At 43.8% G+C, this 26,380-nt stretch carries 28 protein-coding genes and 1 pseudogene; 20 read left to right on the top strand and 9 right to left on the bottom strand.

The features are described from left to right. Nucleotides 1-11: 11 nt before the first annotated feature. The 3 genes from UQW94_RS22090 to UQW94_RS22080 are packed head-to-tail and all read right to left on the bottom strand — an operon-like array spanning nt 12 to nt 2,775. Nucleotides 12-686: a hypothetical protein gene (locus UQW94_RS22090; protein WP_322142560.1), complete on the bottom strand. Its 675-nt coding sequence runs from the start codon at nt 684-686 to the stop codon at nt 12-14. A gap of 3 nt (nt 687-689) precedes the next feature. Then, entirely contained in the window at nt 690-1,802 is a 1,113-nt protein-coding gene (locus tag UQW94_RS22085; RefSeq protein ID WP_167415584.1) for a hypothetical protein, read from the bottom strand. After that, nucleotides 1,795-2,775 carry a hypothetical protein gene (locus UQW94_RS22080; protein ID WP_167415585.1) on the bottom strand — a complete coding sequence of 327 codons (981 nt, stop codon included), beginning with the start codon at nt 2,773-2,775 and terminating at the stop codon, nt 1,795-1,797. Before UQW94_RS22080 ends, UQW94_RS22085 begins: the two co-directional genes overlap by 8 nt. 412 nt (nt 2,776-3,187) lie before the next feature. On the opposite strand from UQW94_RS22080, the gene UQW94_RS22075 reads away from it, so the two are divergent. Together UQW94_RS22075 and UQW94_RS22070 are read left to right on the top strand one after the other, a co-directional pair. Continuing rightward, complete coding sequence (locus UQW94_RS22075; RefSeq protein WP_167415586.1) at nt 3,188-3,553, top strand: hypothetical protein; 366 nt, start codon at nt 3,188-3,190, stop codon at nt 3,551-3,553. Between the two features lie 253 nt (nt 3,554-3,806). After that, a pseudogene (locus tag UQW94_RS22070) lies at nt 3,807-3,986 on the top strand (NAD(P)/FAD-dependent oxidoreductase); the annotation flags it as partial. Nucleotides 3,987-4,080: 94 nt separating this feature from the next. On the opposite strand, the gene UQW94_RS22065 reads toward UQW94_RS22070, so the two are convergent. Beyond that, nucleotides 4,081-5,424, bottom strand: coding sequence for a sigma-54 dependent transcriptional regulator (locus UQW94_RS22065; RefSeq protein ID WP_322142559.1), 1,344 nt, complete (start codon nt 5,422-5,424; stop codon nt 4,081-4,083). Nucleotides 5,425-5,860: 436 nt separating this feature from the next. On the opposite strand from UQW94_RS22065, the gene UQW94_RS22060 reads away from it, so the two are divergent. The 5 genes from UQW94_RS22060 to UQW94_RS22040 all read left to right on the top strand — a co-directional run bounded on the left by UQW94_RS22060 (nt 5,861) and on the right by UQW94_RS22040 (nt 9,185). Further along, nucleotides 5,861-6,412 (top strand): BON domain-containing protein, encoded by a 552-nt coding sequence (locus UQW94_RS22060; protein ID WP_005379174.1) that lies wholly within the window; start codon nt 5,861-5,863, stop codon nt 6,410-6,412. Nucleotides 6,413-6,457: 45 nt separating this feature from the next. Beyond that, on the top strand, nt 6,458-6,634 hold the full coding sequence (locus UQW94_RS22055; RefSeq protein WP_005379177.1) for a DUF1328 family protein: 177 nt from the start codon (nt 6,458-6,460) through the stop codon (nt 6,632-6,634). Between the two features lie 8 nt (nt 6,635-6,642). Further along, entirely contained in the window at nt 6,643-6,840 is a 198-nt protein-coding gene (locus UQW94_RS22050) for a hypothetical protein (RefSeq protein ID WP_005379178.1), read from the top strand. A gap of 104 nt (nt 6,841-6,944) precedes the next feature. Then, complete coding sequence (locus tag UQW94_RS22045) at nt 6,945-7,376, top strand: hemerythrin domain-containing protein (protein WP_005379185.1); 432 nt, start codon at nt 6,945-6,947, stop codon at nt 7,374-7,376. Between the two features lie 144 nt (nt 7,377-7,520). Then, on the top strand, nt 7,521-9,185 hold the full coding sequence (locus UQW94_RS22040; protein ID WP_322142558.1) for a diacylglycerol kinase family protein: 1,665 nt from the start codon (nt 7,521-7,523) through the stop codon (nt 9,183-9,185). Between the two features lie 206 nt (nt 9,186-9,391). On the opposite strand, the gene UQW94_RS22035 is transcribed toward UQW94_RS22040, so the two are convergent. Both UQW94_RS22035 and UQW94_RS22030 read right to left on the bottom strand, forming a co-directional pair. Further along, complete coding sequence (locus UQW94_RS22035) at nt 9,392-9,790, bottom strand: hypothetical protein (RefSeq protein ID WP_005379193.1); 399 nt, start codon at nt 9,788-9,790, stop codon at nt 9,392-9,394. Nucleotides 9,791-9,938: 148 nt separating this feature from the next. Further along, the gene (locus UQW94_RS22030) at nt 9,939-10,376 is read right to left on the bottom strand and encodes a DUF2383 domain-containing protein (protein ID WP_005379194.1); all 438 of its coding nucleotides are present in this window, start codon (nt 10,374-10,376) and stop codon (nt 9,939-9,941) included. A 361-nt stretch (nt 10,377-10,737) separates the two neighbouring features. Here UQW94_RS22030 and UQW94_RS22025 point away from each other — a divergent pair, with 361 nt between their 5' ends. Genes UQW94_RS22025 through UQW94_RS22010 form a run of 4 tightly spaced genes read left to right on the top strand, consistent with a single transcriptional unit; the run spans nt 10,738 to nt 12,979 of the window. Further along, nucleotides 10,738-10,986: a hypothetical protein gene (locus UQW94_RS22025; RefSeq protein ID WP_005379196.1), complete on the top strand. Its 249-nt coding sequence runs from the start codon at nt 10,738-10,740 to the stop codon at nt 10,984-10,986. A 48-nt stretch (nt 10,987-11,034) separates the two neighbouring features. Then, on the top strand, nt 11,035-11,547 hold the full coding sequence (locus tag UQW94_RS22020; protein WP_033905884.1) for a hypothetical protein: 513 nt from the start codon (nt 11,035-11,037) through the stop codon (nt 11,545-11,547). Beyond that, nucleotides 11,537-11,863 (top strand): hypothetical protein, encoded by a 327-nt coding sequence (locus UQW94_RS22015; protein ID WP_136976611.1) that lies wholly within the window; start codon nt 11,537-11,539, stop codon nt 11,861-11,863. The genes UQW94_RS22020 and UQW94_RS22015 overlap by 11 nt, the downstream gene beginning before the upstream one ends. A 45-nt stretch (nt 11,864-11,908) precedes the next feature. Beyond that, on the top strand, nt 11,909-12,979 hold the full coding sequence (locus UQW94_RS22010) for an AI-2E family transporter (protein WP_158173551.1): 1,071 nt from the start codon (nt 11,909-11,911) through the stop codon (nt 12,977-12,979). Nucleotides 12,980-12,997: 18 nt separating this feature from the next. On the opposite strand, the gene UQW94_RS22005 is transcribed toward UQW94_RS22010, so the two are convergent. Next, nucleotides 12,998-15,445, bottom strand: a complete 2,448-nt coding sequence (locus UQW94_RS22005) for an EAL domain-containing protein (RefSeq protein WP_322142557.1) — start codon at nt 15,443-15,445, stop codon at nt 12,998-13,000. 194 nt (nt 15,446-15,639) lie between these two features. Then, entirely contained in the window at nt 15,640-16,545 is a 906-nt protein-coding gene (locus tag UQW94_RS22000; protein ID WP_064368891.1) for a DMT family transporter, read from the bottom strand. 168 nt (nt 16,546-16,713) lie between these two features. Here UQW94_RS22000 and rmuC point away from each other — a divergent pair, with 168 nt between their 5' ends. The 7 genes from rmuC to tatC all read left to right on the top strand — a co-directional run bounded on the left by rmuC (nt 16,714) and on the right by tatC (nt 22,902). Next, nucleotides 16,714-18,246: a DNA recombination protein RmuC gene (gene rmuC / locus UQW94_RS21995; RefSeq protein ID WP_005379209.1), complete on the top strand. Its 1,533-nt coding sequence runs from the start codon at nt 16,714-16,716 to the stop codon at nt 18,244-18,246. 77 nt (nt 18,247-18,323) lie between these two features. Further along, a complete protein-coding gene (gene ubiE, locus UQW94_RS21990) occupies nt 18,324-19,103 on the top strand; it encodes a bifunctional demethylmenaquinone methyltransferase/2-methoxy-6-polyprenyl-1,4-benzoquinol methylase UbiE (protein WP_005379210.1) in 780 nt (259 codons plus the stop codon). A gap of 11 nt (nt 19,104-19,114) precedes the next feature. Then, entirely contained in the window at nt 19,115-19,750 is a 636-nt protein-coding gene (locus UQW94_RS21985) for an SCP2 domain-containing protein (protein WP_322142556.1), read from the top strand. Then, nucleotides 19,747-21,381, top strand: a complete 1,635-nt coding sequence (ubiB, locus tag UQW94_RS21980; RefSeq protein WP_005379226.1) for a ubiquinone biosynthesis regulatory protein kinase UbiB — start codon at nt 19,747-19,749, stop codon at nt 21,379-21,381. Before UQW94_RS21985 ends, ubiB begins: the two co-directional genes overlap by 4 nt. 52 nt (nt 21,382-21,433) lie before the next feature. Continuing rightward, nucleotides 21,434-21,679 carry a Sec-independent protein translocase subunit TatA gene (gene tatA / locus UQW94_RS21975; protein WP_005382958.1) on the top strand — a complete coding sequence of 82 codons (246 nt, stop codon included), beginning with the start codon at nt 21,434-21,436 and terminating at the stop codon, nt 21,677-21,679. A 3-nt stretch (nt 21,680-21,682) separates the two neighbouring features. Further along, a complete protein-coding gene (gene tatB, locus UQW94_RS21970; protein ID WP_033905892.1) occupies nt 21,683-22,081 on the top strand; it encodes a Sec-independent protein translocase protein TatB in 399 nt (132 codons plus the stop codon). Between the two features lie 68 nt (nt 22,082-22,149). Next, nucleotides 22,150-22,902: a twin-arginine translocase subunit TatC gene (gene tatC, locus UQW94_RS21965; protein WP_005379234.1), complete on the top strand. Its 753-nt coding sequence runs from the start codon at nt 22,150-22,152 to the stop codon at nt 22,900-22,902. Between the two features lie 460 nt (nt 22,903-23,362). On the opposite strand, the gene UQW94_RS21960 is transcribed toward tatC, so the two are convergent. Then, complete coding sequence (locus UQW94_RS21960) at nt 23,363-24,124, bottom strand: TatD family hydrolase (protein ID WP_137281629.1); 762 nt, start codon at nt 24,122-24,124, stop codon at nt 23,363-23,365. 184 nt (nt 24,125-24,308) lie between these two features. Here UQW94_RS21960 and hemB point away from each other — a divergent pair, with 184 nt between their 5' ends. Together hemB and UQW94_RS21950 are read left to right on the top strand one after the other, a co-directional pair. Further along, on the top strand, nt 24,309-25,370 hold the full coding sequence (gene hemB / locus UQW94_RS21955) for a porphobilinogen synthase (protein WP_031777176.1): 1,062 nt from the start codon (nt 24,309-24,311) through the stop codon (nt 25,368-25,370). Between the two features lie 127 nt (nt 25,371-25,497). Further along, entirely contained in the window at nt 25,498-25,932 is a 435-nt protein-coding gene (locus UQW94_RS21950; RefSeq protein WP_005379245.1) for a GNAT family N-acetyltransferase, read from the top strand. Nucleotides 25,933-26,380 lie beyond the last annotated feature (448 nt).

Genomic DNA, 26,380 nt, shown 5'->3' with positions numbered 1-26,380 from the left:
AGGGAAGGGGCTTAACTTGCCCCCTCTAAAGCCTCTCTAAGCTTGTCGAGTACAAAGTTGACATTGGCAGACTTTAAGCGACAAACACCCAGCCTAGTCAACTCACATAATAACTCCAAACTGCCAAACTCAGCCTTAAATTTCACGCTATCAACCAAATACCGCTTATCTGAAATGATAGTAGTGAAATCATCTCTAATGTCTTTTATACCATTCACTGTGATTTTCGCAGAAGCACCCTGAGACACACGGATGCCATATGAGGATAATTGAGTAACTTCCAGAGAGTCAGCCGAACGCTCTAAGTAACCAACCCAACGCTCGGGGGCTACATTAACTTCAGATAGCACTAACCCTAAACCAGTCATGTCGTGTAGTTTGTTTAAAAACTTCCTTAACGAGCGAGGAGGGTTAGTGATGTACATATATTTAGAGTTCGAAGACCAGTTAAACTGACATGTGTAATAACTTACTGATTCAATCTCAGTAACCTCACCAAATGGGTCTTCAACCACACTTTGTTGGACTTGCTTCTCAACGTATTTACCTGAAAGCTTTGACGGAGTAGATGCAGAAAGCAAAAAGCCCAAACCAGTTTCTTCTGAATATTGTTGTTCCTTCATCAATCTTGACAGCTCGATGAGAGTTAGAGGAAGTTCAGAGTATAGCCATTTTGCTTTAATCATTACTTACACCTTCTTGTCGTATGCTTCAATGGTTTTGGCCAAAGCCTTCTCTGATGCATCTCTAAGATTGACGTTGTACTTCTCATTTTCATAAGGAGTCGCAGCTTTTCTGGTGACATTGTACTCGAGAGTTCTAGAGTTGTACGGATATAGTCCTCTAACGGTGTACATAAATTCCGTGCATAAGTCAGGTCGACCAAAGCGAGCCTCAAATTCCACTTTAGGCCCTTCATGAGCCCTATCTATTGCTGTCCAGATAATTTTGTAAATATAAAAGCCTCGTTTATGAAGCTGCTTAAATTCCGTTGAATCTAATACTCCATCTCCTGCCAGAGCTGCTTTATTGATATAGGAAGCTAATCTGGCTTCAACAGTATCATCCTCATCAAGCTCATCTTTCTCTTCCTGTTCCAAATGATAAACATCCACACTAGAAACATTATCAAAATCAAAGCCAGGAACATTGCGAATTAAGCTATCAAAGAATTCACTTCTACATGCAGCATTAGTGATAGATTGTAACGAAATGGTAAATTCTTCTAGCTCATTACCCGTATCTTTTATTACTTGCGCTTGAACAGCTTTTTTAAGCGTCTCAGAAATTTCTTTAGCTTTTTTTGTTGATGGAAGTTTCATTACAACCCCACCTTTACCTTTCTCTAGCTTTATTTCGCAAGTCTTAAGTGTGCGCTGACGCATCTCTGTTTTGGTGAAATCATGGTCAACATAACTAACTGTTAGCGTTGTTGTATCACCACTTTTAGTAACCTTTACAGAATCATCACCAATTGCGTTCAGATTCGCTTTTACTGCTGAACAAGCCGCTTGGATTTGCGCGTCCTCAATTTCTCCCTTAAGTTTAGAATGCGTTGTTTTGTCTTTCCTGTTCGGATTTTCTAGTAGCTTACCAATCCAGTTGAAATCAAAATAGCTAAGGGTCAAAGAGCTAATTTTTTCAATTAACGCATCTTTAGTAGTGCTGCTAGAGACTAAAATACCTCTTCCTCTTAGGAATAAAACTAACTCACAATGAGTAACTTTCTTGTGCTGTAAAGCGTCAAATATGTTCTTATCAGTAGGGATATAAATGGACGGGCCAGTTTTGAGTTTAGACATCTTCTCGCATCCCTATTTCCATTGGATTAAAGCAAGTTGTGAACTTAGTGATAGTTTCAGCTTCAATAGCCGCCATCTGCTTCTCACGGGCATCGTCATTGCCCCACATTTTTAGATACTCACGTTTTGCTTTCTCAAAATTGACTGAGGCATGCTTACTTGCATCAGTAAACCGAACTCGTATCGTGTAATCACTACTGAGCATCTGATAGTGCGACATAGCGTCGATAAGATAAATAAACTCATCAACCGTTTCCCCTGACTGGTGGTAATAGATGACAAAACCACTATCAAAGTCATCCCCCGATCGATGCTTGATAATTAACCAAGGTGATGTTAACGCTTCAACCGTAGCTGGCTTATCCCATTCGTCACCACAACGACGAGCACGAATCAAATCAGGGTAAAAGAAAGTGAAATCTTTAGGACTAGGGAAACTATCATCAGCCTTCAGCTTTTGCATATCACTTACGACGTCACAAAGACGTTTAATTAAGTGTGGCCCCATTACAATAATTTCTTTGTCTTCCAAAAGTGGGATCTCCCGAAAATCCACTCTTCCCATCAAATCAGAAAAGTCGTAGTCGTATTTATCGTCATGGTTGTAGATGAACAATAGCCCTGCAACATTCCCAAATCCCAAATCATCCAGAAGAAATGTATTTTGCCAACTTTCACTGATGTTTGCGCACTCAACAGACATTGCAAGTGATTTAAGAGCTTTTGAGACAGAACTTGTATTAATAGTCCCAGCCTTGTAACTCTTAAGGTCAGTGTTTAGATATTTAGTATCACCCGAGTATGGGTCATCATAATAAAACACAACATCTGACGGGTGAGTGGTTTTGCCATGATGCTCTGTCACACATTCCCAGTTCTCATCCTTTGGCAAACAAGTTTCCCATTTGAACCACTTAAATATGTCCTTGGAAACTAATTTTGCTAGCTTCTCTATATTTCCAGTTTCTGCCATTACTCATATTCCCACACAAGCAGCGCAATAAGATGCGTACTAAATAAGTTTGATAAGGTGATATTAATTCATTCTTAAGTTTGCAACAATTGACTTTGCGCAAAATATCAACACTGAACTGCACAAGCAGTTCTGGACGGCAAGTCTAGTGATTTACCATACCTGTAGTTAGTTATTCATTCATTGCTAATATTCAATTCTCCGAAACTGATTTCTGCCCCGAAATGAGTTACGTCAGTATGAGATCACACTTGCTCACATCACTGATGGCTTCAGCTTTCTCATCGCAGTAAAGTGTCCATAAGTCTTAGGCCATACCAGTTCCGAGTTTAAATCAATCGCCGATACGTTTTGTTGCTCGTTATGCGGAGAGTTAGTGTGTCAACTCTTATTCAAACTTCAAAGCTGTTCTATGAAGGTTAAAGTACTCATCGTACTCTCTCTATTTTCGCTGCAAGTGCTAGCACGCGGTTACCATTACTTTACGGAAAATTCCGCATCTGAAGGGGGCGTTGGATATTTAGAAGGCACCGCCGCAATTATTGGCCTTTTTTGTGCCTGGAAGTTATTGGAAGGGGCTGTAACCTTCTTTTGTGAAGCTCGTGGATGGAGAAAACTTGTATCTCCAGCTTTGGTCATAGGCTTGTTCTTAGTTAATGATGTCTCTAAGCAAAGTGAAACTCCAAGGTTTTTACACATATTTTTGTTGTTGGCTTACATTTGTGCCTCAATTTATATTTGCTCCAAGCTCTCTGAATCTAATAAAAGAAATAGATGAGCTTAGAAATCCCCCCTAATTGGCTAAAACCTAAGATGTTATGTCCTTAGTATTATTCAATCTGTTATTAAGCAACATGGCGCACAACAATTCCCTTTTTTCTTGCCCTAGTTCACGAGGAGCGGTAATTTGTATTACAGAATTCCAATAAGTTAGGCATGTGAGCGTCCTTATCCAACGGAAGGTAGTTGTCATACGTTATCACCGTTCTAATGGATTATATGTTTGACAACTTTTGGACTGTGTTAGGAATACTGCGGAAGTGACACTCGGCGGTGTCGATACTGATCACTTATCCTCGAAAACCATGGAATGCAAAGACATTAAAGGGCTTTATTTTATTGGTGAAGTGATGGATGTGACTGGTTGGCTAGGGGGCTACAATTTTCAGTGGTGCTGGTCGAGCGGTTTTGTTGCGGGGCAGTGGGTTTAATCAAACACCAAACGCAGCCTAACTGCATAAAAGATAAGATACAAAAAGAGCACTGAATAAAAGTCAGTGCTCTTTTTTGTATTCCCATAGCGAGTTACTCATCTTGATACTTTTCGAGTTTGTTATAGAGCGTTTTCACGCTAATGCCTAACTCCTGCGCTGATTCCGTTTTATTGCCTTGATTCTCTTCAAGGGTATTGAGAATGGCGGCTTTTTCTAGCTCTTCTAGCGAAACGCCCGCCGGAACAAGGTCTTCGATGCTGGTGCCTGTTTCCAATGGTGGTGTGTCGAAGATAAGGTGTTCATCTCGGATGGTGTCATCAGCCAAAATAAATGCACGCTCGATCGTGTGTTTGAGCTCACGGACATTACCTGGCCAGTCATGTGCAGCGATTTTTTGGATCGCAGAGTCAAGAATCGTTTTGGTTTTTGCCTCATTGGCGTTGCGGTGCGCGATAAAGTGCTTGGCCAGACCGACGATATCACCGCCTCGTTCTCGCAGTGGCGGTATCGTTAATGGGAAATGCGATAAGCGGAAAAACAGATCTTCACGCAGGAACTGCTCCTCAATGGCGATTTTAGGATCACGGTTTGTAGCAGCAATGATGCGAGTATTAGCGATATGAACTGTATTACTGCCAACTGGGCGATACTCTCCGGTTTCTAGCACCCGCAATAGCTTCACTTGATGCTCGATAGGCATCTCGGTGATTTCATCTAAAAATAGGGTGCCGCCCTCTGCCTGCTTAAATACACCTTGGTGAGTTTTATTTGCTCCGGTAAAAGCGCCTTTCTCATGGCCAAATAGTTCGCTATCAACCAATTCAGGGCTAATGGCACCACAGTTAATCGCTATAAAGGGCTGTTGTTTACGCTCACTCGCTAAGTGGATGGTCTGCGCCACCAGTTCTTTGCCTGATCCACTTTCACCGACAATAAGGACGTTGGCTTCTGTTTTAGCAACGCGCCTGATCATACGATAGAGCTGATGCATCGGAGAGGAAGAGCCGACCAAAAGACCAAATTGGTCAAGATCGCTGGTGGACACTTTACGCCCTTGATCTTGTTTGTGTTGATAGTATTGGCTGACTTCGCTCAGGGTGTCCGTCAGAATGGCAATATCAACGGGCTTTCTGTAGTGAAAAATAGCACCCAAGTTCATCAGCTTATCCAAGTTCTCGTTTGGAGCGCCTGAGCTAATGATGATCAAGTCCATATCGTAGATGTCTTCGATATTAGAAAGACGTTGATAATCTGCACTAGTAAAGTGGGCGACTTCAACAATCGCAACTTCCGGTTTGAGTTGTAGAAAATCTTCAATCCATTGGTCTGCGGCATCGATGTCATGCAGACGAAATTTGTTCAGTTCCTGGCAAGAAGCGACGGCATTTTTAAGTGATGGATCTTGTATTCTTAGAAACAGGCTTGGCATCGACATAGAAATGTCCTCTTTACTATGACAGAAACAATGTACGTGGATTATTCTCACTTCACAAGACAAAATATTGTCAGCATAGATTTAAGGATTTGTTCGGTATTTTTATGTTGTTAGCCCCTTTTTGATATATATCGGTGAGAGCCATCAGTAGATATTTCCTTTTGTTCAGATTTTTATTTTTAAAATAATAATTTTGCTATTAATTGATTCTGGGGAAATAGCCTTTCTGTTTTATCAGGTTATTTCGGCACAAGTGACGGAGGCTTTATCACCGATTAAAAATTACATTTTTTACGTGTAAATAATTCATGCTTATACTTTATTGCTCATCTCATTTTTACCTCTTTCCTTTATTAGTCACTTAAAAACAATGAGTTATAAAGTTGGCACATGGTTTGCTGCTAGGGAAGTGCAACGTCAATAAAGGAGAATTACCATGAATAACATCGCAGCTAAAATTGTACTTACGTCAGTTCTTGCTACTTCATCTACAGCAGTCTTAGCGAGTGATAAATGGGAAAAAGAATCCATGGACGCTTGGCTAGATGGTAAAGCTGAAACCACACTACTGCTAAACAGCAATCTCAACTCTTTTGATATCAATACCGATGTTGAGAATCAGGTCGTTACCCTTTCTGGTTCGGTAAACAATGATCTTGAAAAATCACTTGCCGAAGAGCTTGTTACTGGTCTTGATGGTGTGAAAAAAGTAAACAACGAATTGTCAGTAGTGAATGAAGGCAAGAAAGAAACTGATTCAGAAGCTTTAGCTACACTGACCGATTCTAAAATCACGACTATAGTTAAAACGCGCCTACTAATGGATACCAATGTGAGTGGTACGGATATTGATGTAACGACAGAACGCAAAACGGTAACGTTGGCAGGTAAAGTTAATTCAGATGCGGAGCATGATCTTGCAATTTCAATTGCAAATAACACCAATGACGTAAATAAGGTGATTGATAAGCTAGAAGTGGTTCAATAATAGCGAGCCGAGTGATTTAACCCACTTTTATTAGGAGGTAACACTATGGTTCGTTGGATGTTTATTTTTCTGGCACTGGCACTAATTTCTGCACTATTAGGCTTTACCGGTATTGCAGGAGCTGCTGCCTCTATCGCGCAAGTGATATTTTACCTATTCCTATTGTCATTAATTGTATCAATAGTGATTGTTCTGCTGGGAAGAAAAAACGTAAATAGATAGGAGATTCCATGCGACTTACGTCATTTATTTACCGTATCGCCGCAGTATTCGGTTTGGTGTTTGCGTTGGCAGCTTGTAGTGAAGAAGGGCCAATGGAACAGGCCGGCAAAAAGATAGATGAAGCCGCCGAAGAAACCCAAAATGCGATTGAAGATGAATGTGAAAACATTAAAGAAAACCTAAACGCTGAAGACCAAGACTGTTAGCCGAATTAGGTTAGGTTTTCTACGCATAGCTATGTAAGAGAGGGGCGGTCAATCACCGCCCTTCCTTTTGTCCCAATTGTTTACAATCAGGTAAGGAGTCAAAGATGAAAAACATATTTGATGTACTGAAAGAGAGTCATGAAAAGCAACGCCTTTTACTCGATGCTCTGATGGAAACGTCTGGAGATTCCCCTGCTCGTGAAGAGTTTTATCACAACCTTAAAGAGGAACTCGAACAGCACGCAGCGGCAGAAGAGCGGTTTTTCTACGCGCCTTTAATAGATAGCGATAAGACCATTGATCTCACTCGCCATGGCATCGCAGAGCATCATGAAATTGATAAAGTGATTGCACAGCTTGATGCAACCGATATGAGCTCGCCAGCGTGGCTCAACCTAATGAAAACCTTGCGTCACAAAGTGTTACACCATCTTGAGGAAGAAGAGCAGCGTTTCTTCCAGTTAGCCGGTAAGGTAATGACCGATAAGCAGAAAATGAAACTAGCGGATGGTTATGTTGAAGAGATGGCAAGCTAGGTAGAGTGTTGGACCTTTTCGTGCCATTTCGGCACGGGAAGGCACTCAATCAAGGCGTTTACTCAAGTTCATGTATCCAAGCTCAATCCCCCGCGTATTCTAACTTCCACTAAAAAGTGCACTCGCTGAAGGCAAGGAGAGCGAATGTTTATCATCAAATATTATATTCTTGGCGCTCTGATCAGTTTATTGGCCGCTATATATACGCCTCAAATTATCGTTAGTTTGCTGTTCTTGTGGATATCTCTTTCTTTAGCGTTGGTCAGCGTAGCCTACGTATTCGACATTCCCTCCATTTTTAGAAAAAACCAAGATGGCAAGATTGTCAGGTGGATTCGCTGGGCATTCATCCCATTTCTATTGGGGGCTAGAGCGTATAACGCCTGGGAAAGACGGCGTGATACAGTGCCTCCAATCCAAAAAGTCAGCGACAATTTATACCTATCTCGCCGTTTGTTTCAGAGTGACTTAGATTTTCTCGAATCCAATGAAATCTCTTGTATTGTCGATGTCACCGCAGAATTTGCAGGCCTTGAAAGTGCGATGGCCGACAAGCAGTTTCATTACCTTTCGATTCCGGTACTCGACCACAAAGCCCCGACGCTAGAGCGTCTTCGCCATGCGATTAACTGGATTGATACTCAAATCTCGTGCTCGCGGGCCGTGGTTGTGCATTGTGCGTTAGGGCGTGGTCGTTCAGTGTTTGTTGTGGCGGCGTATTTACTGAGCAAAGACCCGTCACTGACGGTTGAATCCGTGATGAAAAAAATCAATGACGTACGCAGTACCGCGAGATTGAATAAATTACAGATTAGGACGTTACGAGCGATCAGTGAAAAAGGCGTACTGGGGCTGGATCAATCCACTTGGATGGTGGTTAACCCTGTTGCAGGTGGCGGCAAATGGGAGGAAAACGAACAGCACTTGATTCGTGAGCTAACCAAAAAATATCGCTTGAGTATTCATCAAACCACCACAAACCTCAGCGCCGAGCAGCTAACACAACAGGCAAAAGAAAGTGGAGCTAAGCAAATCATCGTAGCTGGTGGCGATGGCACAGTAACAGAGGTGGCGAGCCAATTGGTGGATACCGACCTAAAACTCGGTATTGTTCCGCTTGGAACTGCCAATGCGTTATGTCATGTGCTCTATGGCGTTGGCGCAAAATTCTCACCGGTCGAAAAAGCGTGTGAAGCGTTGCTTGGCGGACACTGCCAACGTATTGATACTGCGGACTGCAATCAGCGGCTTATTTTATTGGTCTTAGGTATTGGGCTAGAACAGAAGATGATCGAGCACGCTCAGCGAGAAGAGAAAAATGTTTTTGGACAACTCGCTTACCTCACTGGCTTTTTTAATGCTGTAGTGGCGGAAGAAACGCAAGCTTTAACCGTTTCGTTAGACGCTCCCACTGAAGATGGAAACCACGACAAGAATACACAAACGCTTGAAGTCCATAGTTTTGTCGTTGCGAATATCGCTCCATTTAGTACGTTGCTTGCCCAAGGTGGTGATGCGCCGCAGCCTGATGATGGCAAGCTGCATATCACATATTTAGATAACACCGAGTCTTTAGGCGGACGTCTTATCGCATTGTCGGATCTGACATTAACGAGCGTAGGCGCACAGGAAGAATCGACACATTTTCAATACGCGACGGCTCAGAGCGTCACTATTTCTGCGAATAAACCGATTGAGTATGTGATTGATGGTGAACTGTATTCTGATGAGCAACTGGCAATCAAGCTGCGTCCAAAGTCATTGAACGTATTTGTTCCAAGCCAGAGACGTAAATCAGCTTCGCTTTAACACAGATAATCCGCGGATAACGCGCCATTTGCTTCGTATTCTACATGGCGCTTTTTCTGTGTTGTTTGATGATTTGGTGTGCGCCGTAACGTAAAAGGCTATTAAGGTCGCTGCGTAGATGCAGCGGCTTTTGTCTATCTGCACCTTTTTATTAGGTTGATTGGGGATGAGGGTTAAACAAAGTGAAGAAAGAAGGGCGAGTATAATTACTCACCCTGAGGTAAGTGCTTTTCAATTTCATCGTTTTCAACTTGTAAAGCAGCTAACCAATAAGAAACAAGTGCGGTTAAGTTGGTGTCGTCAATGGCTCTAAGCAGGGCTTTTAAATCATCTAACAGTAGTTTATTCATAAAATGCATTTCTTTGTAATTACCTAGCTCGGCAACGCCGTATTCGGTGGCATTTTCTGCAATGAATTGTTCACCATCTTGGTCGAAAAACAGCTTCGCCATCTTTTTGATCATCACTTTTTCTATTTTCACGAATCGATATGCCGCTCTTGCGAGTGTCATATGTGATTGCGGGTTAACGAGAGGCAAACACGTTTGGCGATGGTGTGTCATTTTTACGAGTAGCTCCCTTACTCGATTGTTATCCAATGTCATAGTGACCTCTTTATTTATGACTATTGTCGTGGGACATTTCTCGTGATGGTCATGTTAATGCGCCTGTGAGCTTGTCAGAAATGGCCAAAGCAAGTTGGCCATTTCTTTGATCAATACCGAGCTTTATTGTAAAGGCGACCACCAAGTTTTAGCTAATAAGGCTGATGCTGCTGAGTTTTTCTTTGCAGCTTTTTATATCGCTACGAACTTTCAGCAGAACCGAGTTATCCGCCTGCTCTGGGTGGGAAGTAATCAAATTCTCAATCTCTTTGAGTACCTTGCTTTCGACACCTTCAAGCTGTTCTAAATACATAGACTCTTTGTCAGAGGACACTTCCTTCATCACGTCGCTGTAGACCTCACGCGCCTTGATGGTGTAGGAAACCGGAGTGTCGTCGGCAGATTCTTCATTGTTACTTGCTAGAGAGTAGGGAGTGAGCTCAATGACTGCACGCTCACGTACTCTGAGCAGTTCTACCAACACATTATTCAAAGAAGTGTTGTCGATGTTCTCGATGGCCTTGTTGTAAATTTCATTTCCGCTTTCGATAAGCTCAATGATTGAGGCGATGTTTTCATTTTTCATATGCCACTCCTTATTTACTGGTGATAGGGGTGTTTGAGCGTATGGAATACAAACACGATGTTTCATCTTCAGTTGCAGGTTGTATGCCAATGAACTTTAAGTCTTATTAATCAGTGACTTAATATCTTGTTTTGCAATAACTTGCTAACAGTCGGTAAGGCGCTAAGAAAAAATTACAAGAATGGCGGGGAAAGCCTGGAAAGAATTACACGTACAGATATGGCTTTTTATCGAAACAAAAATAAAATCAATAAAAAACAATAACTTAAAATTATGGCATGGATATGGCTTTGTAGGGAGTAAGTGAGGTCAAACATTGTTTCACTTGATTCACTATTCAACTCATTAACGGAGGCTAGTTATGGCTACTACAAAAGAAAGCACAGTAAAACCTCAAGAGCAGTTAGAAGAAGCATATCACTTAGCGGAGCAAGCCACGACGGAAGCCGTTGGCGCGATGAAAGACCAAGCCAAAGAGAAGCTGGATGTCGGTGCGCAGCAAGTTCAGCAGGCGACTAAGTCGGCAGAAAATGTAATCAAGGAGCGCCCATTGCTGAGCATAGGCTGTGCCTTCCTTGCTGGTTGGGCGGTTTCGAAGCTGATCAAATAATAGTGGTCACCAAGGATTAAGCCACACAACAGAAGGGCGAGGCTTCACATGAATAATTCAGGGCAAGTTACCAATCAGCAATCAGGCTCGGCGGCTTCAGACAGCGGTCGAGCCCCTGATGGGGCCGAAGAACAGGACATCCAACAGACCATTAATGGTTTGAGCAGCATTCTTGCGCAATTGGACCAACTGACGAAATCGCTAAAAGTATGGTCAGGTTCAACGTTGGATTTGTTCCTCTTGGAGATGAAAGTTAACGTGTCCGCAGTGCGTCAGATTTTGCTGTGTACCGTTGTTTTTACCCTATTGTCGGTATTGTTCGTATTCAGTTTGTGCCTTGCCTCTGGGGTGGTGGCTTATCAGTTAACTGCCAACGTATATGTTGCCGTGGGTGTATTTATCACATCATTAGGCTTGGCATTATTTGCTTTAGCCTGGTGGCAGAAGCGTTTAGTTGGATTTCTTGGATTCAAAAATACGACAGAACAATTACAGGAGGGGTGGGATGCGCTCGCTACAAAAGCTCAATCGAGCCATGCGGATCAAGCGGATGGAAGGTAAAGCGTCTCTAGAGCAATGCTGTTTGTCGATGGAAATGTTCACGTTTACCACCAAGAAGTTTGTGAGAGAAAACCCTTGGACGACATTAGGCATTAGTGCTGTCGTTGCCGTTACCGCAGCAAAAGCAGGTCGATTGTCTCGACTGACTTCTTCTATTTCGTCAATGGGGCTATTGGTTAGCAGCGTGTCTGATATTACCGATTCGCTCACAAAGCCGGTCGCGGCAGCTTCTCTGGATGAGTCAGATGCGGAGCAAAATGGAAATGCAGCAACACAAATAAGCAACGCTGCGACGACAGAGGGCGAACCACTCTAATAGCGGATTTCACCGCAAAATTTTCTTACCGATTCTGAGCTTATTATGACAGCGAAATTGAACATTCCTGCCAACACTGCGATTGGTGCAACGCTTCTCGTCCTGTTACTCGTCCCAGGGCTGTATTTTGCCAAGCCAATATTGTTACCTATTGTGCTTAGCACCTTTATTTCTCTGCTGTGCAGCCCTTTCATTAATTATCTTGAAGACAAAGGCTTACCACGTGCTATTACCGTCGTGTTGACGCTGTCATTCCTCGTTGGCGCTTCAATTATTGGTCTTGCCGCCATGTCGGAGCCCGCCAAGCAATGGTGGTCTGAGCTGCCCAGTATCGTGAAAAATGTGTCGCAAGAAGTAAGCGAAGTTACTAAAGTTTCGGCTGATCACCTTAATACTCCATTGAATATCGCCAACGATATGAGTATGGATGAGGTCGGGAACAACACCGTATTTTCTTTGGTAAAAACGCTCGCGACCACTACGCCGACGATTTTGACACAAGCGATGATCGTGCTGTTTATGGTTTACTTTATGCTCAATCATGGACGAAGCTTATTTCGAAAGTCAGTGTCTTACCTACATGGGTTCGCCAAACAGCGCCAAGCGATTGAGTTGGTCAAAGCGCTACAGAAAGACCTATCTCGATACATTGGCACCATCACTTTAGTGAATGCGGGGCTGGGGTTGAGTGTTGGGGCCGTGTTTTTTGTTCTAGGCCTTGAAGATCCATTTCTATGGGGCGCATTTGCAGGCGTGATGAATTTTGCGCCGTACCTCGGCCCTGTCATATCCATGGTGAGCTTTGGCTTTGTTGCTTATCTTCAGTTGGAGTCGGTCAGTTTTATGCTGACGGTGGTGTCTATCTATTTACTGCTCAATTTGATTGAAAGTCAGTTTGTTACACCAACACTATTGGGGAAAAGGTTTAACTTAAACCCGTTAGTGATTTTTGTTTGGCTTGTTTTTTGGGGCTGGCTTTGGGGCGGAATGGGACTATTGATCGGTGTGCCGTTGCTGGTTTGTATCAATATTTTGGTTGATCGTCTAGAGCTATGCCAATCAACCCAAAATCAAGCAAAACAAATCACCTCCGCGGACGTGGCACCGCGAGAGTGACTTGAGGGTCAAGCTAGTTCAACGAAACAGTTTTCCAGCGCTCACTGGCTGACTAAATAAATATCCCTGACCATAAATACAGCCTTTTTCGAATAAATAATCGGCTTGTTCCCGAGTTTCTATCCCTTCCGCGACGACTTTCAACGACAGCGTTTTTCCCATGGCAATAATGGCATTCACAATCGCGTTGCTGTCGCTATTACTTGGGACATCACTGACAAATGAGCGGTCAATTTTCAGTTTGTTGATTGGCAAACCTTTCAAGTAAGACAAAGACGAATAGCCAGTTCCAAAGTCATCCAGAGAAATCTCAATACCCAGCTCTCGTAATTGATTTAACGATGCAATGGCTTGTTGAGGGTCGATCAGTAAAAAGCTCTCTGTGATCTCCAAATCTAACCGTTGGGCAGGGTATCCGGTGTTATCGAGGATAGTACTTAATCGCTGAATGAAATTTGACTGCTGAAGCTGCAACGCAGAAACATTGACGGCGATTTTGCCAAACTCGATGCCTTGGTCCAGCCAAGCATTACCTTGCAAACAAGCTTGTTGTAACACCCACTCACCAATGCTTTGAATCAGCCCTGTTTTTTCTGCAATTGGAATAAAGTCTGCTGGTGGTACAAGGCCAAACTCTGGGTGCTGCCAGCGTAATAAAGCTTCCACGCCGACAATCGAATTTTGTTCCAAGTTGTATTGCGGTTGGAATTCTAACCGGAGTTGTTGTTTTTCTATTGCTTGATGCAAAGCGGATTGAATGCGTACATGGGATACGGATTTATCGGTCAAATCCGGTGAGTAAAACGCGTAGCCGTTGCGTCCATTTTTCTTCGCTAAGTACATCGCGGTGTCTGCGTTTTTCAGTAAGGTTTCACTGTCTTGACCGTCTCTTGGGTACAAGGCAATACCAATACTGGTCGAGACACGAAGTGAGTCGTGATTTGCTAAGTCAAATGGTTGCTGGAATACGCTTAGAATATCGCCGACGGTTTCCAGTAAGGCAACATCACTATGGATGTCTGGCAAAATAATCACAAATTCATCGCCGCCAATGCGAGCCACATGCGCATTGAGGTGAAGCACATCTTGCAGACGAATCGCTAACTTAGACAGCAATTGGTCACCACAGAAGTGGCCCATGCTATCGTTGATGTGTTTGAAATGGTCGATATCTAAGAATAGGGTGGCAAACGTCTGCTGGTTTTTGTGTCCGGTTTCGATGTGTTGTTCGAGTAAGCTGAGTAAATGGGTGCGATTAGGTAGATTGGTTAATGGATCGTAAAAAGCCATGCGCTGCAGCTTTTCTTCGTGTGCCTTACGCACAGAGATATCTTCAAACACACAAATGTAGTTAATAAGGTGGTTTTTATCGTCCATTACGGCGCTAATGGTCGCTAATTGCGGATAAATGCTGCCATCTTTCTTTCTGTTGATGAATTCGCCTTTCCATTGGCCTTTGTTTTCGAGTTGATGCCACAACTGTTGATAGAAACCTTGATCATGATGGCCTGAGCGCAGAATTCGTGGGTTTTTTCCTATCACCTCTTCAGAGCGGTAACCTGTAATTTGGGTAAAAGCCGTGTTTACATCAATGATGTTGGCATTGCGGTCTGTAATGACCATGCCTTCTTGCGAATTGTTGAAAATTTGGGACGCTAAGGAGAGCTGCGTTTCTACCATTTTTCGGCGGGTGATGTTACGTGTCATCCCCAGAATACCGATTAAGTTTCCCGCATGGTCACGGACAGGAGACTTAATGGTTTCTAGCCAAGTGGGGTTATTGTTTTCATCAATTTGACGGCATTCTTCAACAATATTTTGCGTGCCAGTGGCTACCACCAATTTATCGGCATTAATGAATTTTTCCGCACGTTCATGGCTAAACAGGGCAAAGTCGTCTTTGCCAATGATTTCACTGTTGGTTTTTTGCCACGCATTTTCTACGCTTCGGTTAGTCATCGAATAAAGACCATCCATGCCTTTTATCCATACGTGGTCTTCAAGGCAGTCGATAAACTCTTGTAGTGTTGGTGTTGGCTTTATTTCCGCGCTTTGATGTCGCGTTTGTTCTTGCTGACAGTGCAAGTTGATATCAAAGCTGATCCGCCCCGCTATTGCGCTTAGCCATGCCGAAACAACCGTTGATTGATCATTAGGGTGAGTCAGTGTCAGTACGGCAAGCAATTCGCCATTAGGTAGCCAAATCGGTCCAATGCTCAAGGTTTGCTCTTCAAAGGGGGTATGGCTAACTGTAAAATCTGTCGGCGTAAAGTGATCGACAACTTGCGTTATCACATCGACGATAGCACGATGATTTTGGGTTGAGGTGGACACCTCAGTCGATAGCCACTGCTGAGTATCGCTCAGAGTATAAAGCTGTCCCTGAGCTTGAGTTACATTACAGCATTGTCGCAGAACGTGTTGCCAGTCTGCCATCAAAGGCGAAGGAATAGCGAAGCGAAACATAATTAATAACGAGTCCTAAATCGCCCAAAGGTAATTATATTAGAATCTAGCGTAAGCTATTGGGCTTTGTGAGTATCGTATCCAACGCGTAGCTAAATCCTAGCAGCGTAAAGTGCTTTCTATCATTAAAATGTTATCTATATCTCTTTTTTATCCAACTTATTGCATCGTTTTTTAGGGCTTTTGATAGGTGATTAAGAAGCGTTTACCGCTTTGGTTTTCTTGCCCCATGAGACTTGCTGAATGACTAAGCCACTGATGATCAATACCAGGCCAATCAAGGTTGAAGGGTGAATTTCTTCGCCGATGATGGTAGCTAACAACATGAGTGAGATAAATGGAGAAGCAAAGATCAGATTACTGATACGCGCGGTGTTTTGCGTTGATTTGAGTGCGCTCAGCCACAAAACGAAAGTGATCCCCATTTCAAACAGTCCGACATACGTCACCGCTGCCCAGCCTTTAGCTGAGATTGCCTGCCAGTCAGCACCTTCATAAAGACTTAAACCAATGGCGAATGGAATAGCGACCAAAAAGCCGAGCAGAACGCCAACCACAGGGTCGGCCTTATTTTTGGTATTTAAAATCCAGTAACCGGCCCACAGCAGCGTTGATAGCAGCGCAAGACCAACACCCAACGGGCTCTCAAATTCCATGCCTAAAAGATTGCCTTGTGTGGCAATCACTATCACGCCGACATAACTAAAACCGCAAGCCAGCCAGTCCTTACCACGGATCTTTTGTCCTAAGAAAACAGCGGCCATTAGCGTTAAGGTGATGGCCCAGCTGTAGTTGATCGCTTGAGCCTGAGATGCGGGCAGCAAGTCATATGCTTTGAACAGAATAACGTAATACGCCAAAGGGTTAATCAACCCAAGCAGTAGGTAATACCAAGGGTTTGAGAAAAATGTAGCACTTAACTGGCCCAATTTACCTTGCACACCACAGATTACTGTTAGCGCAATCGCAGAGACGATGCTGGCAATGCATAGCATTTGAATAGGCGTAAATTCTGCCAACGTGAGTTTAAATGCGGTTGCAACGGTAGACCAAAGTAATACTGCTGAGAGCCCAAATCCTAGGGCGCGACGCTCGTTCATGATGCCTCTGCGTGATGATGTGCCGCTCGGTTTGGATAATTTGAGCGGAAGAAAGAATATTATAGGAAGGCCTAGTGTATGCGAGGATTTTTCATCCAACAAACTGGACATTTATCCAGTGTCTAAATACCATTGTTATAGATACAAAACACAGGCTAACTCGCTATTATGCAATGGATTCTTGAGTACCAATCTCTCATTCTCTCTTCTCTTTGTGCTGCCACGCTTAGTGGTGTCGCTGCCGGTTGGTGGGTGAAACAGCGTTTTATCACCCAAACTCAGCTTCTCGAGCAACAACTTGTTTCAGAAAAACAGCTTCATCAACAGCAACTTGAACAGGTCAAGCAAAGCCTTGCCGATGCTCAGCAAGAGTTGGATGAATTAGATGATGAGCGCGATAAAGCCGCGTTTGAAGTACGCCAAACACATGGAAAGCTGATGGCAGCAATGGAAAAACTGCGTTACTTCGAGGCTGTAAAGCAAGAGCGCCAGCAATACTTTGATGAGCTTGGCCAAATGCGTGAACACAAATCACGTCTAGAAACGCAGCTGCGTGAACAGCAAGCTCGCCATGAGCAAATTAACCAAGCTAATGCCGAAAAACTGCAAATTTTAGAACAAGCAGAAGCACGCTTGAAACAACAATTTGAGCACTTGGCAAATCAACTGTTTGAAGAAAAAACCGCGAAGGTCGATTTGCAAAACCGTCAGAGTTTAGAAGGCTTGTTGTCACCGCTTAGAGAACAGTTAGAAGGGTTCAAAAAGCACGTAAATGACAGCTTTAGTCAAGAAGCTAAAGAGCGCCATACCTTAGTGCATGAGCTGAAAAACCTGCAACGTTTGAACGAGCAAATGACGCGCGAAGCGGTTAATTTGACCCAAGCGTTGAAAGGGGACAACAAACAGCAAGGTAACTGGGGCGAAGTGGTGCTCGCTAGGGTACTTGCCGAATCTGGCTTGCGTGAAGGGCACGAATATCAGACTCAGGTGAACTTACAAAATGAAGCAGGCAAGCGTTACCAACCTGATGTTATTGTTCATCTCCCACAGAACAAACAAGTGGTTGTAGATTCCAAAATGGCGTTGGTTGCCTATGAGCGCTACTTCAACGCCGAAACTGATGCTGAGCGCGATCAGGCTTTGAATGCGCACTTAGCTGCTCTACGTGCACATATTAAAGGGTTAAGCATGAAGGACTACCACAAACTCAAAGGTATTCAGAGTTTGGACTATGTGCTGATGTTTATTCCGGTTGAGCCTGCGTTCCAAGTCGCGATTCAAGCCGATCCAAGTTTGATCAAAGACGCGATGGAGCAAAACATCATTTTGGTGAGCCCAACAACGTTGCTGGTGGCACTGCGCACCATTGATAATCTATGGCGCAATGAACGCCAAAATGAAAACGCTAAAATGATTGCGCAGCGTGCGACAAAACTCTACGACAAATTACGATTGTTTGTAGACGACATGGAGGGGCTTGGCGGTGCGCTGGATAAGGCGAATCAAAGCTATCAAGGTGCGATGAACAAGCTTGCCACAGGGCGCGGAAATGTGATTCGCCAAGCCGAAAGCTTTAAACACTTGGGAGTTGAAATTAAACGACCGATTTCTTCCGACCTCGCGCAGTTAGCGCAGAGTGATGCATTTTCAGAAAATGACCCGTTAGTAGAAAGACATCCGGCTGAGGATAAAGTAAACTAATCGCCCGCAGTGCAGTGGGCGATTTTATTTGTCAACAAACGCCCCGTAGAGGAAAGCGCTGCCTAAGAGGAATTAGAATGACGGACACAAGTTTGCAATCCAATACAGCGTTAGAGAATGAAACCACTCACTTTGGTTTCTCTACAGTGGCAAAAGACGAAAAAGTGACTAAGGTTGCCGAAGTATTCCACTCCGTGGCAACAAAATACGACATCATGAATGACCTGATGTCAGGTGGTATTCACCGCCTTTGGAAGCGCTTCACTATCGATTGTAGTGGCGCTCGCCCTGGCCAACGTATTCTTGACCTAGGTGGTGGTACGGGGGATTTGACGGCGAAATTCTCGCGCATTGTTGGCGATGAAGGCCATGTCATCCTTGCCGATATCAATAACTCAATGCTTAACGTTGGTCGCGATAAACTGCGTGATAACGGTATTGTGGGTAACGTGCATTACGTTCAAGCCAACGCAGAAGAACTGCCGTTCCCAGATGATTATTTTGATGTCATCACCATCAGTTTTTGTTTGCGTAATGTGACTGACAAAGACAAAGCGCTTCGTTCAATGTTCCGCGTACTGAAGCCAGGCGGCCGCCTATTGGTGTTGGAATTTTCAAAACCAGTGCTAGAGCCGTTATCTAAAGTATACGACGCATATTCATTCCACTTGTTGCCGAGAATCGGTGAGCTAGTTGCGAATGACTCAGAGAGTTACCGCTACCTAGCGGAGTCAATCCGTATGCATCCAGACCAAGAAACGCTGGAAGGCATGATGCAAGACGCAGGTTTTGAAAACACCAAATACTACAACTTAACTGGTGGTATTGTGGCTTTGCATCGCGGTTATAAATTCTAAGGGTTAACGGCATGCCATTTGAACCACTTATCACCGCTGTGATTGAAACGTCACTGAATACACTGATCAAAGACGACCCTGTATTGGGCCGTCGTTTAGCGCGTCTAAAAGGTCAAGTTATTCAAGTTCACCTGAAAGAGATCAATAAAACACTGACATTCGTTTTTAGTCAGCAAATTGATGTGCTTGGTCATTACGAAGGGCAGCCTAACTGCTATCTATCGCTCAACTTGAGTGTGTTACCAGAGCTGCGCGATCAGGCCAACATCACTCGTCTTATTAAACAAGATAAACTTGAACTTGAAGGCGATATTCAATTGGCGCAGAAATTCTCTCAGTTGATGGTGGATTGCAAACCAGATGTTGAAGAGTGGTTGTCTCGCGTGACTGGCGATGTCGCCGCACATACCTTTGTGCAAGGTTCAAAAAACATCGGCAACTTTCTTGCGTCTCAAGCAGAAAAACACCAGCGTCATCTTGCGCAAGTAGTGACTGAAGAATGGAAACTGGCTCCCGCTCCGTTAGAAGTGGCCTATTTCTGCGACCAAGTTGATGAGGTTCGCAGCCAGGCTTCTCGCATTGAAGCTCGTTTAACGGCTTTGCTGAATAAGCTGGATGCAGATAAGCCTGCATTGGAGAAACCATGACGCCAGCAGAACTAAAGCGCTTATACCACATCGCCAAAGTACAACTGGAATACGGCTTAGATGAGCTGCTTCCCGATCACCAACTGACCAAAGCGCCGCTTTTACTGCGCAAAAGCTTGTTTTGGATTAAGAACAAGCATCCAGAAAAACCACTCGGTGAACGTCTGCGTTTAGCACTGCAAGAGCTGGGGCCGGTTTGGATTAAGTTCGGTCAGATGATGTCGACGCGCCGTGACTTATTTCCTCCGCATATCGCTGATCCCCTAGCTTTACTTCAAGACCAAGTCGCGCCTTTTGATGGCGAGTTGGCAAAAAAGCAGATGGAGCAAGCATTAGGTGGTCCGTTAGAAAAATGGTTTACCGAGTTTGATATCAAACCACTGGCGTCTGCGTCGATTGCTCAGGTACATACTGCGCGCATAAAAGACACTAACCAAGAAGTGGTATTAAAGGTTATCCGCCCAGATATTCGCCCAGTCATTGATTCAGATCTAAAACTGATGCACCGAATGGCGCGTATAGTCGCCGGAGCGATGCCTGAAGCACGTCGTTTAAAACCAGTTGAAGTCGTGCGTGAATACGAGAAAACCCTGCTTGATGAACTCGACTTGCGACGTGAGGCGGCGAATGCCATTCAGTTGCGCCGCAACTTTGAAGGCAGCGAAGAATTATATGTTCCTGAAGTTTTTCCCGACTTCAGTAATGAAACTGTCATGGTTTCTGAGCGAATATATGGCATTCAAGTCTCTGATATTGAAGGCTTGAAAGCAAATGGCACCAATATGAAATTGCTCGCGGAACGCGGTGTGAGTGTGTTCTTCACTCAGGTGTTCCGAGACAGCTTTTTTCATGCCGATATGCATCCGGGTAATGTGTTCGTCAAACCCGAACATCCAGAGAACCCAATGTGGATAGGGCTAGATTGCGGAATCGTTGGTACACTTAATAGCGAAGACAAGCGTTATCTGGCGGAAAACTTCCTGGCGTTTTTCAATCGTGACTACCGCCGAGTGGCGGAGTTACATGTGGATTCAGGGTGGGTGCCTGCGGATACCAATGTCGATGAGTTTGAGTTCGCGATTCGCATTGTGTGTGAGCCTATTTTTGCTAAGCCATTGTGCGAAATCTCCTTTGGTCATGTGTTGTTGAATTTGTTCAACACGGCACGTCGATTCAATATGGAGGTTCAGCCACAACTTGTACTGTTGCAAAAAACGCTGTTGTACGTGGAAGGGCTTGGTAGGCAGCTATATCCTCAACTTGATTTGTGGGAGACCGCAAAACCATTCCTGGAAGAATGGATGATGAATCAAGTTGGGCCGCAAGCTCTAGTGAATGCGATTAAAGACCGCGCACCATTTTGGGCAGAGAAATTACCTGAACTGCCAGAGCTACTTTACGATAGCCTGAAACAAGGTAAAGCGATGAATCAACGTATGGATCAGCTTTATCAAGGGTATCGCCAGAGCAAGCGCCAGCAGGCGACAGGAAAGTTTTTGTTTGGCGTTGGCGCGACTTTAGTCGTATGCTCGGCAATATTGGTGAACGATGCTTTTGAGCAGCTTTCGTTGGCCTGCGGTATCGCAGGTGTCACATTTTGGCTGCTTAGTTGGCGAGCTTATCGTCAATAGACGTTAAACTCTTGAAATATTTTTGTTTGTTTAAAGACCCGAGGTAAAGAGAATGGGTGGTATCAGTGTTTGGCAACTTCTAATCATTGCTGTAATTGTTGTATTGCTATTCGGAACAAAGAAACTACGCGGTATCGGTGGCGATCTGGGTGGTGCCGTTAAGGGCTTCAAAAAAGCGATGAGCGAAGATGAACCTGCGAAAAATGACAAAGACGCAGACTTCGAACCAAAAAGTCTAGAAGAGCAGCAGAAAAAAGAAGCTGCTCCTGAAACGAAAAAAGACAAAGAGCAGGCGTAAAACGTGTTTGATATCGGTTTTTGGGAACTGGTATTAATATCTGTTGTTGGTCTGGTCGTTCTTGGGCCGGAGCGTTTGCCTCATGCTATTCGCAGCGTGTCTCGCTTTATCGGTGCCGCTAAGAGTATGGCAAATAGCGTCAAAGACGAATTGTCACACGAGCTGAAAGTCCAAGAGCTGCAAGAAAACTTGCGCAAAGCAGAACAAATGGGGATGGATGATTTGTCCCCTGAGTTGAAATCTTCAGTTGAAGAGTTGAAGAAGGCAGCGCAATCTGTAAATCGTCCTTACGCAAAGAACACCGATTCAGAGGCTGAGCCTGTAAAAACAGAGCCAGCAGCAGAAAAGGTAGAGAAAGCGCAAGAGAGCAAGGTTACAGCGGCAGATAAGAAAGCCGAATAGTCTCATTAGGAGGAGCTACTAGTGATTGGTAGCTCCTTTTTGATCTGGTTTTTAATAAGAGGTTTGCCATGTCTACCGTCGAGCAGACACAACCTTTAATTAGTCATTTGTTGGAGCTTCGCAACCGACTACTGCGCTCAATCCTCGCAGTGTTGGTCGTGTTTGTCGGACTAATTTATTTCTCTAACCACATTTACGAGTTTGTTTCCGCACCTTTAGTAGAACGTCTACCTGAAGGCGCGACCATGATTGCTACGGATGTAGCGTCACCTTTTTTTACGCCACTTAAGCTGACGTTAATTGCTTCGGTATTTATTGCGGTGCCGTTTATCTTGTATCAAGTGTGGGCATTTGTAGCGCCAGGTTTGTACAAGCATGAACGTCGATTGATCATGCCACTGCTGTTCTCTAGTTCGCTATTGTTCTACTGTGGAGTGGCATTTGCCTACTTCGTGGTATTTCCATTGGTGTTTGGCTTCTTTACCGCCATCTCTCTTGGTGGAGTAGAGTTTGCAACTGATATCTCGAGTTATCTCGACTTTGTGCTGGCGCTATTTATGGCGTTTGGTATCGCATTCGAGGTGCCTGTTGCGATTATTTTGTTGTGTTGGACTGGGGCCACTACACCAGAAGATTTAAGACAGAAACGTCCTTATATTATAGTGGCTGCGTTTGTCGTAGGTATGGTGTTAACGCCACCAGACATGATCTCGCAAACCTTACTCGCTATTCCGATGTGTTTACTGTTTGAAGTCGGTTTGTTCTTCGCGCGTTTTTATACTCGTCGAAGCGAAGAAGTAGAAGCGGAAACCGAAGAATAAGGCTAATCTAGATGTGAAAAGCGGCTCAATTGAGCCGCTTTTTTTTGCGGTTGGTTTTTTCTTGGGCTAATTACTTAACTTTCATGACGTAACCACATTTTGTGCATACGTATACTTCCTTGATGCCCAGCAGCTTTTGAAAAAAACTGCGCGGTACGCGTTGTAAGTAAGCACCATGTGTACACACTTCAACTTCCATATTCATGCTGTTTTACATTTGTGCTAATTAATGGGCGTAAATCAGTATAGAAAAATAATGTGTCGAGTTGTCGACAGTTTTGCAAAGCGGACGAAGTAAAGTGACGATATGAGAAGTAAGTAGAGTTGCTAGTTAATTATTATGTTTATCAATAATTTTGTATGGATTGTTCTACTATTTCAACGGGTTGAATCGTTCATTCAATAGTTTAGGTGATAAAAAAGCGACGTTGATTTCGTCGCTTTTTTCAATTCTCGTGAATTAAATATTAAACAGCGTTTTGGCATTCTCAGTCGTTATGGCATCGATGGTTGCGATGTCGACATCACGCAAGTCGGCAACACGTTGTGCAACGAGAGAAGTGTAGGCTGGTTCATTACGTTTACCACGGTGTGGCACCGGCGCTAAATATGGACAGTCGGTTTCTAAAATGACCCACTGCATATCCAAATGTGGAATGACTTTATCCATCCCGCCATTCTTAAAGGTTGATACGCCACCTAAGCCTAAGTGGAAGCCTAGCTCATTGATTGCTTGTGCTTCTTCTAAGCTGCCTCCAAAACAGTGGAATACACCACGCAGACGACCATCTTGCTCTTGTCGCAGCAAAGTGAGTGTTTCTTCAATCGAATCACGAGTGTGGATAACGACCGGTAAATCCATCTCTTTTGCCCAGTTAAGTTGAGCTACGAACGCCATTTCTTGCTCAGCACGATAGGTTTTATCCCAATATAGGTCGATACCGATTTCGCCCACCGCAATAAACTTGTGTTTCTCAAACCAACCGCGGATGATCTCCAACGTTTGTTCAACATTGCTGTCCACATAGCAAGGGTGCAGCCCCATCATTGAGTGGCATACGTCAGGATATGCCGCTTCGGTTTGTAGCATGGGCTCAATAGAGTCCAGATCGATGTTTGGCAACAGGATTTTATTAATGCCTTGCGTTAAGGCGCGTTGTACTACTTCATCGCGGTCGTTATCAAATTCGCTAGCATAGATGTGCGCGTGGGTATCGATCATCGTTACTCTCTGTGCTTCATGGTTGGTTTCGTATTCGAAGTATACTTGAGTGTGAGTGCTGGGTCATTTTCAGTTTTTTTCATTACCTTTTTCCAGATTGTCACTCGCAACATGCATCAAGAGTGATATGATTTTGTTCACCAGATGATTTGATCATCATAACCGTCCAGACAAGGAGAAAATGGTGTCTGTATCAATTCAAGGTCCATTCCCTGCACGCCGTATGCGTCGTTTACGTAAGCACGATTTTAGTCGTCGTTTGATGGCTGAGAACCAACTTTCTGTTAATGATCTGATTTACCCAATGTTCATTCTTATGGGTAAAGATCGTCGTGAGAGCGTGGAGTCCATGCCGGGTGTAGAGCGTTTGTCGATTGATTTAATGCTAGAAGAAGCACAATACCTTGCAAATCTAGGCGTTCCAGCAATCGCGCTTTTCCCTGTCGTAAACCAAGACGCTAAAAGCTTATGTGCTACTGAAGCCTACAACCCAGAAGGTTTGGTTCAGCGAGCAGTACGAGCGCTTAAAGAACACATTCCTCAAATTGGTGTAATCACAGACGTGGCACTCGACCCATTCACGACACATGGCCAAGACGGCATCATCGATGAAGATGGCTACGTAATGAATGATGAAACCACAGAAGTATTGGTTAAGCAGGCTTTGTCTCATGCAGAAGCGGGTGCTGACGTAGTCGCGCCTTCAGACATGATGGATGGCCGAATTGGTAAGATCCGCGAAGCATTAGAAAACGCGGGCTACATTCATACTCAAATCATGGCTTACTCGGCTAAGTACGCATCGAACTACTACGGACCATTCCGTGATGCGGTTGGCTCTTCTTCAAATCTAAAAGGCGGCAACAAGAAAAACTACCAAATGGACCCAGCAAACATTGATGAAGCGATCCATGAAGTGGCGCTAGACATCAATGAAGGTGCGGACATGGTGATGGTTAAACCTGGTATGCCATACTTAGATGTAGTTCGCCGAGTAAAAACTGAACTTCAAGTACCGACATTTGCTTATCAAGTCTCTGGCGAGTACGCGATGCATAAAGCGGCGATCATGAATGGCTGGCTCAAAGAGCGTGAAATTGTGATGGAATCACTATTGTGCTTCAAACGTGCAGGTGCAGATGGCATCTTAACGTACTTTGCGAAAGACGTTGCTGAGTGGTTGGCAGAAGAGAATGCACAAACTGCTCAACACCTAAATCGTACTCCGGAAGCGACAGAAGAGTAATTATCGCTCAGTGAGAAATACCAGACCAACAAGAGTTGTTCGTCTGTATATACCCAAGTAACCTCAGGCGGATTACAACAGTAACAATCCAAGGTGCTTGGGTATTTTTATTTTGGAGAAGAGAACAATGACAATGCTGATTCGTGAAGGCACATTGGAAGAAGCACTTCAAGTTGTGGCGCGTGTTACCGAGTTTTCGAAAGGAGAAACGGTAGACTCCATGACTCAACGTTTAGAAGAGAAAAACAGTTTAATCCTCGTTGCAGAAAAAAATGGCACGATTGTCGGCTTCAAAATAGGTTACGAATTAGAGGATGGTGTTTTCTATAGCTGGTTAGGTGGTGTTGTCCCTGAAGCTCGAAATGAAGGCGTGGCACAGCTGCTTTTGGAAGCTCAAGAGGATTGGGTGGCAGAACAAGGCTACAACACATTAAAAGTGAAATCTCGAAACCAGTTTCCGGCTATGCTTCGCTTGTTATTGAGAAATGGCTATATCATTGAAAAGTTTGAAGAAAAAGTAAATCTTCGAGAGTCTCGAGTGCATTTCATTAAAGCAATGTGAAAATAAATGAGATTTTTTCTCATTTAACTGTTGACTACGAAATGAGAATCATTATTATTAAACCTGTCTTAGGGAATGAGGAAAGTTCACAAGGACGTTGAGTGACTTATTAACAGAAGTTAATTAACTGAAAGTTGAGAAGTGATGAAACATTTTTCCGAGAACTTGCACGAATTCTTTTTGACACGACATTGCTCACATTGCTTCCAGTGTAATTTATAGCTTCTTGGTTAAGCTGCTCTATTTACAGAATTTGCTTTACCACTTCTGCTAGGCGACCCCATTCGGGTCGCTTTTTTCTTTTCTACGATTTCTATTTGACGTCACTATTAATATCTTTTCCACATGCAATGATCATTTTAGGATCGTTGATCTTCTCGCCGTTATGCGAATTTATTATTATAAATCAATAGTTTGAGTTGGTGTTTTCTTGTGTTTTTTGTTATTG

Origin of the sequence: Vibrio sp. PBL-C16 (assembly GCF_034321865.1) — a bacterium.
Taxonomy (GTDB): Bacteria; Pseudomonadota; Gammaproteobacteria; order Enterobacterales; family Vibrionaceae; genus Vibrio; species Vibrio alginolyticus.
Note: the sequence above shows the minus strand (reverse complement) of the source record. Positions and strands in the feature narration are given on the sequence as shown.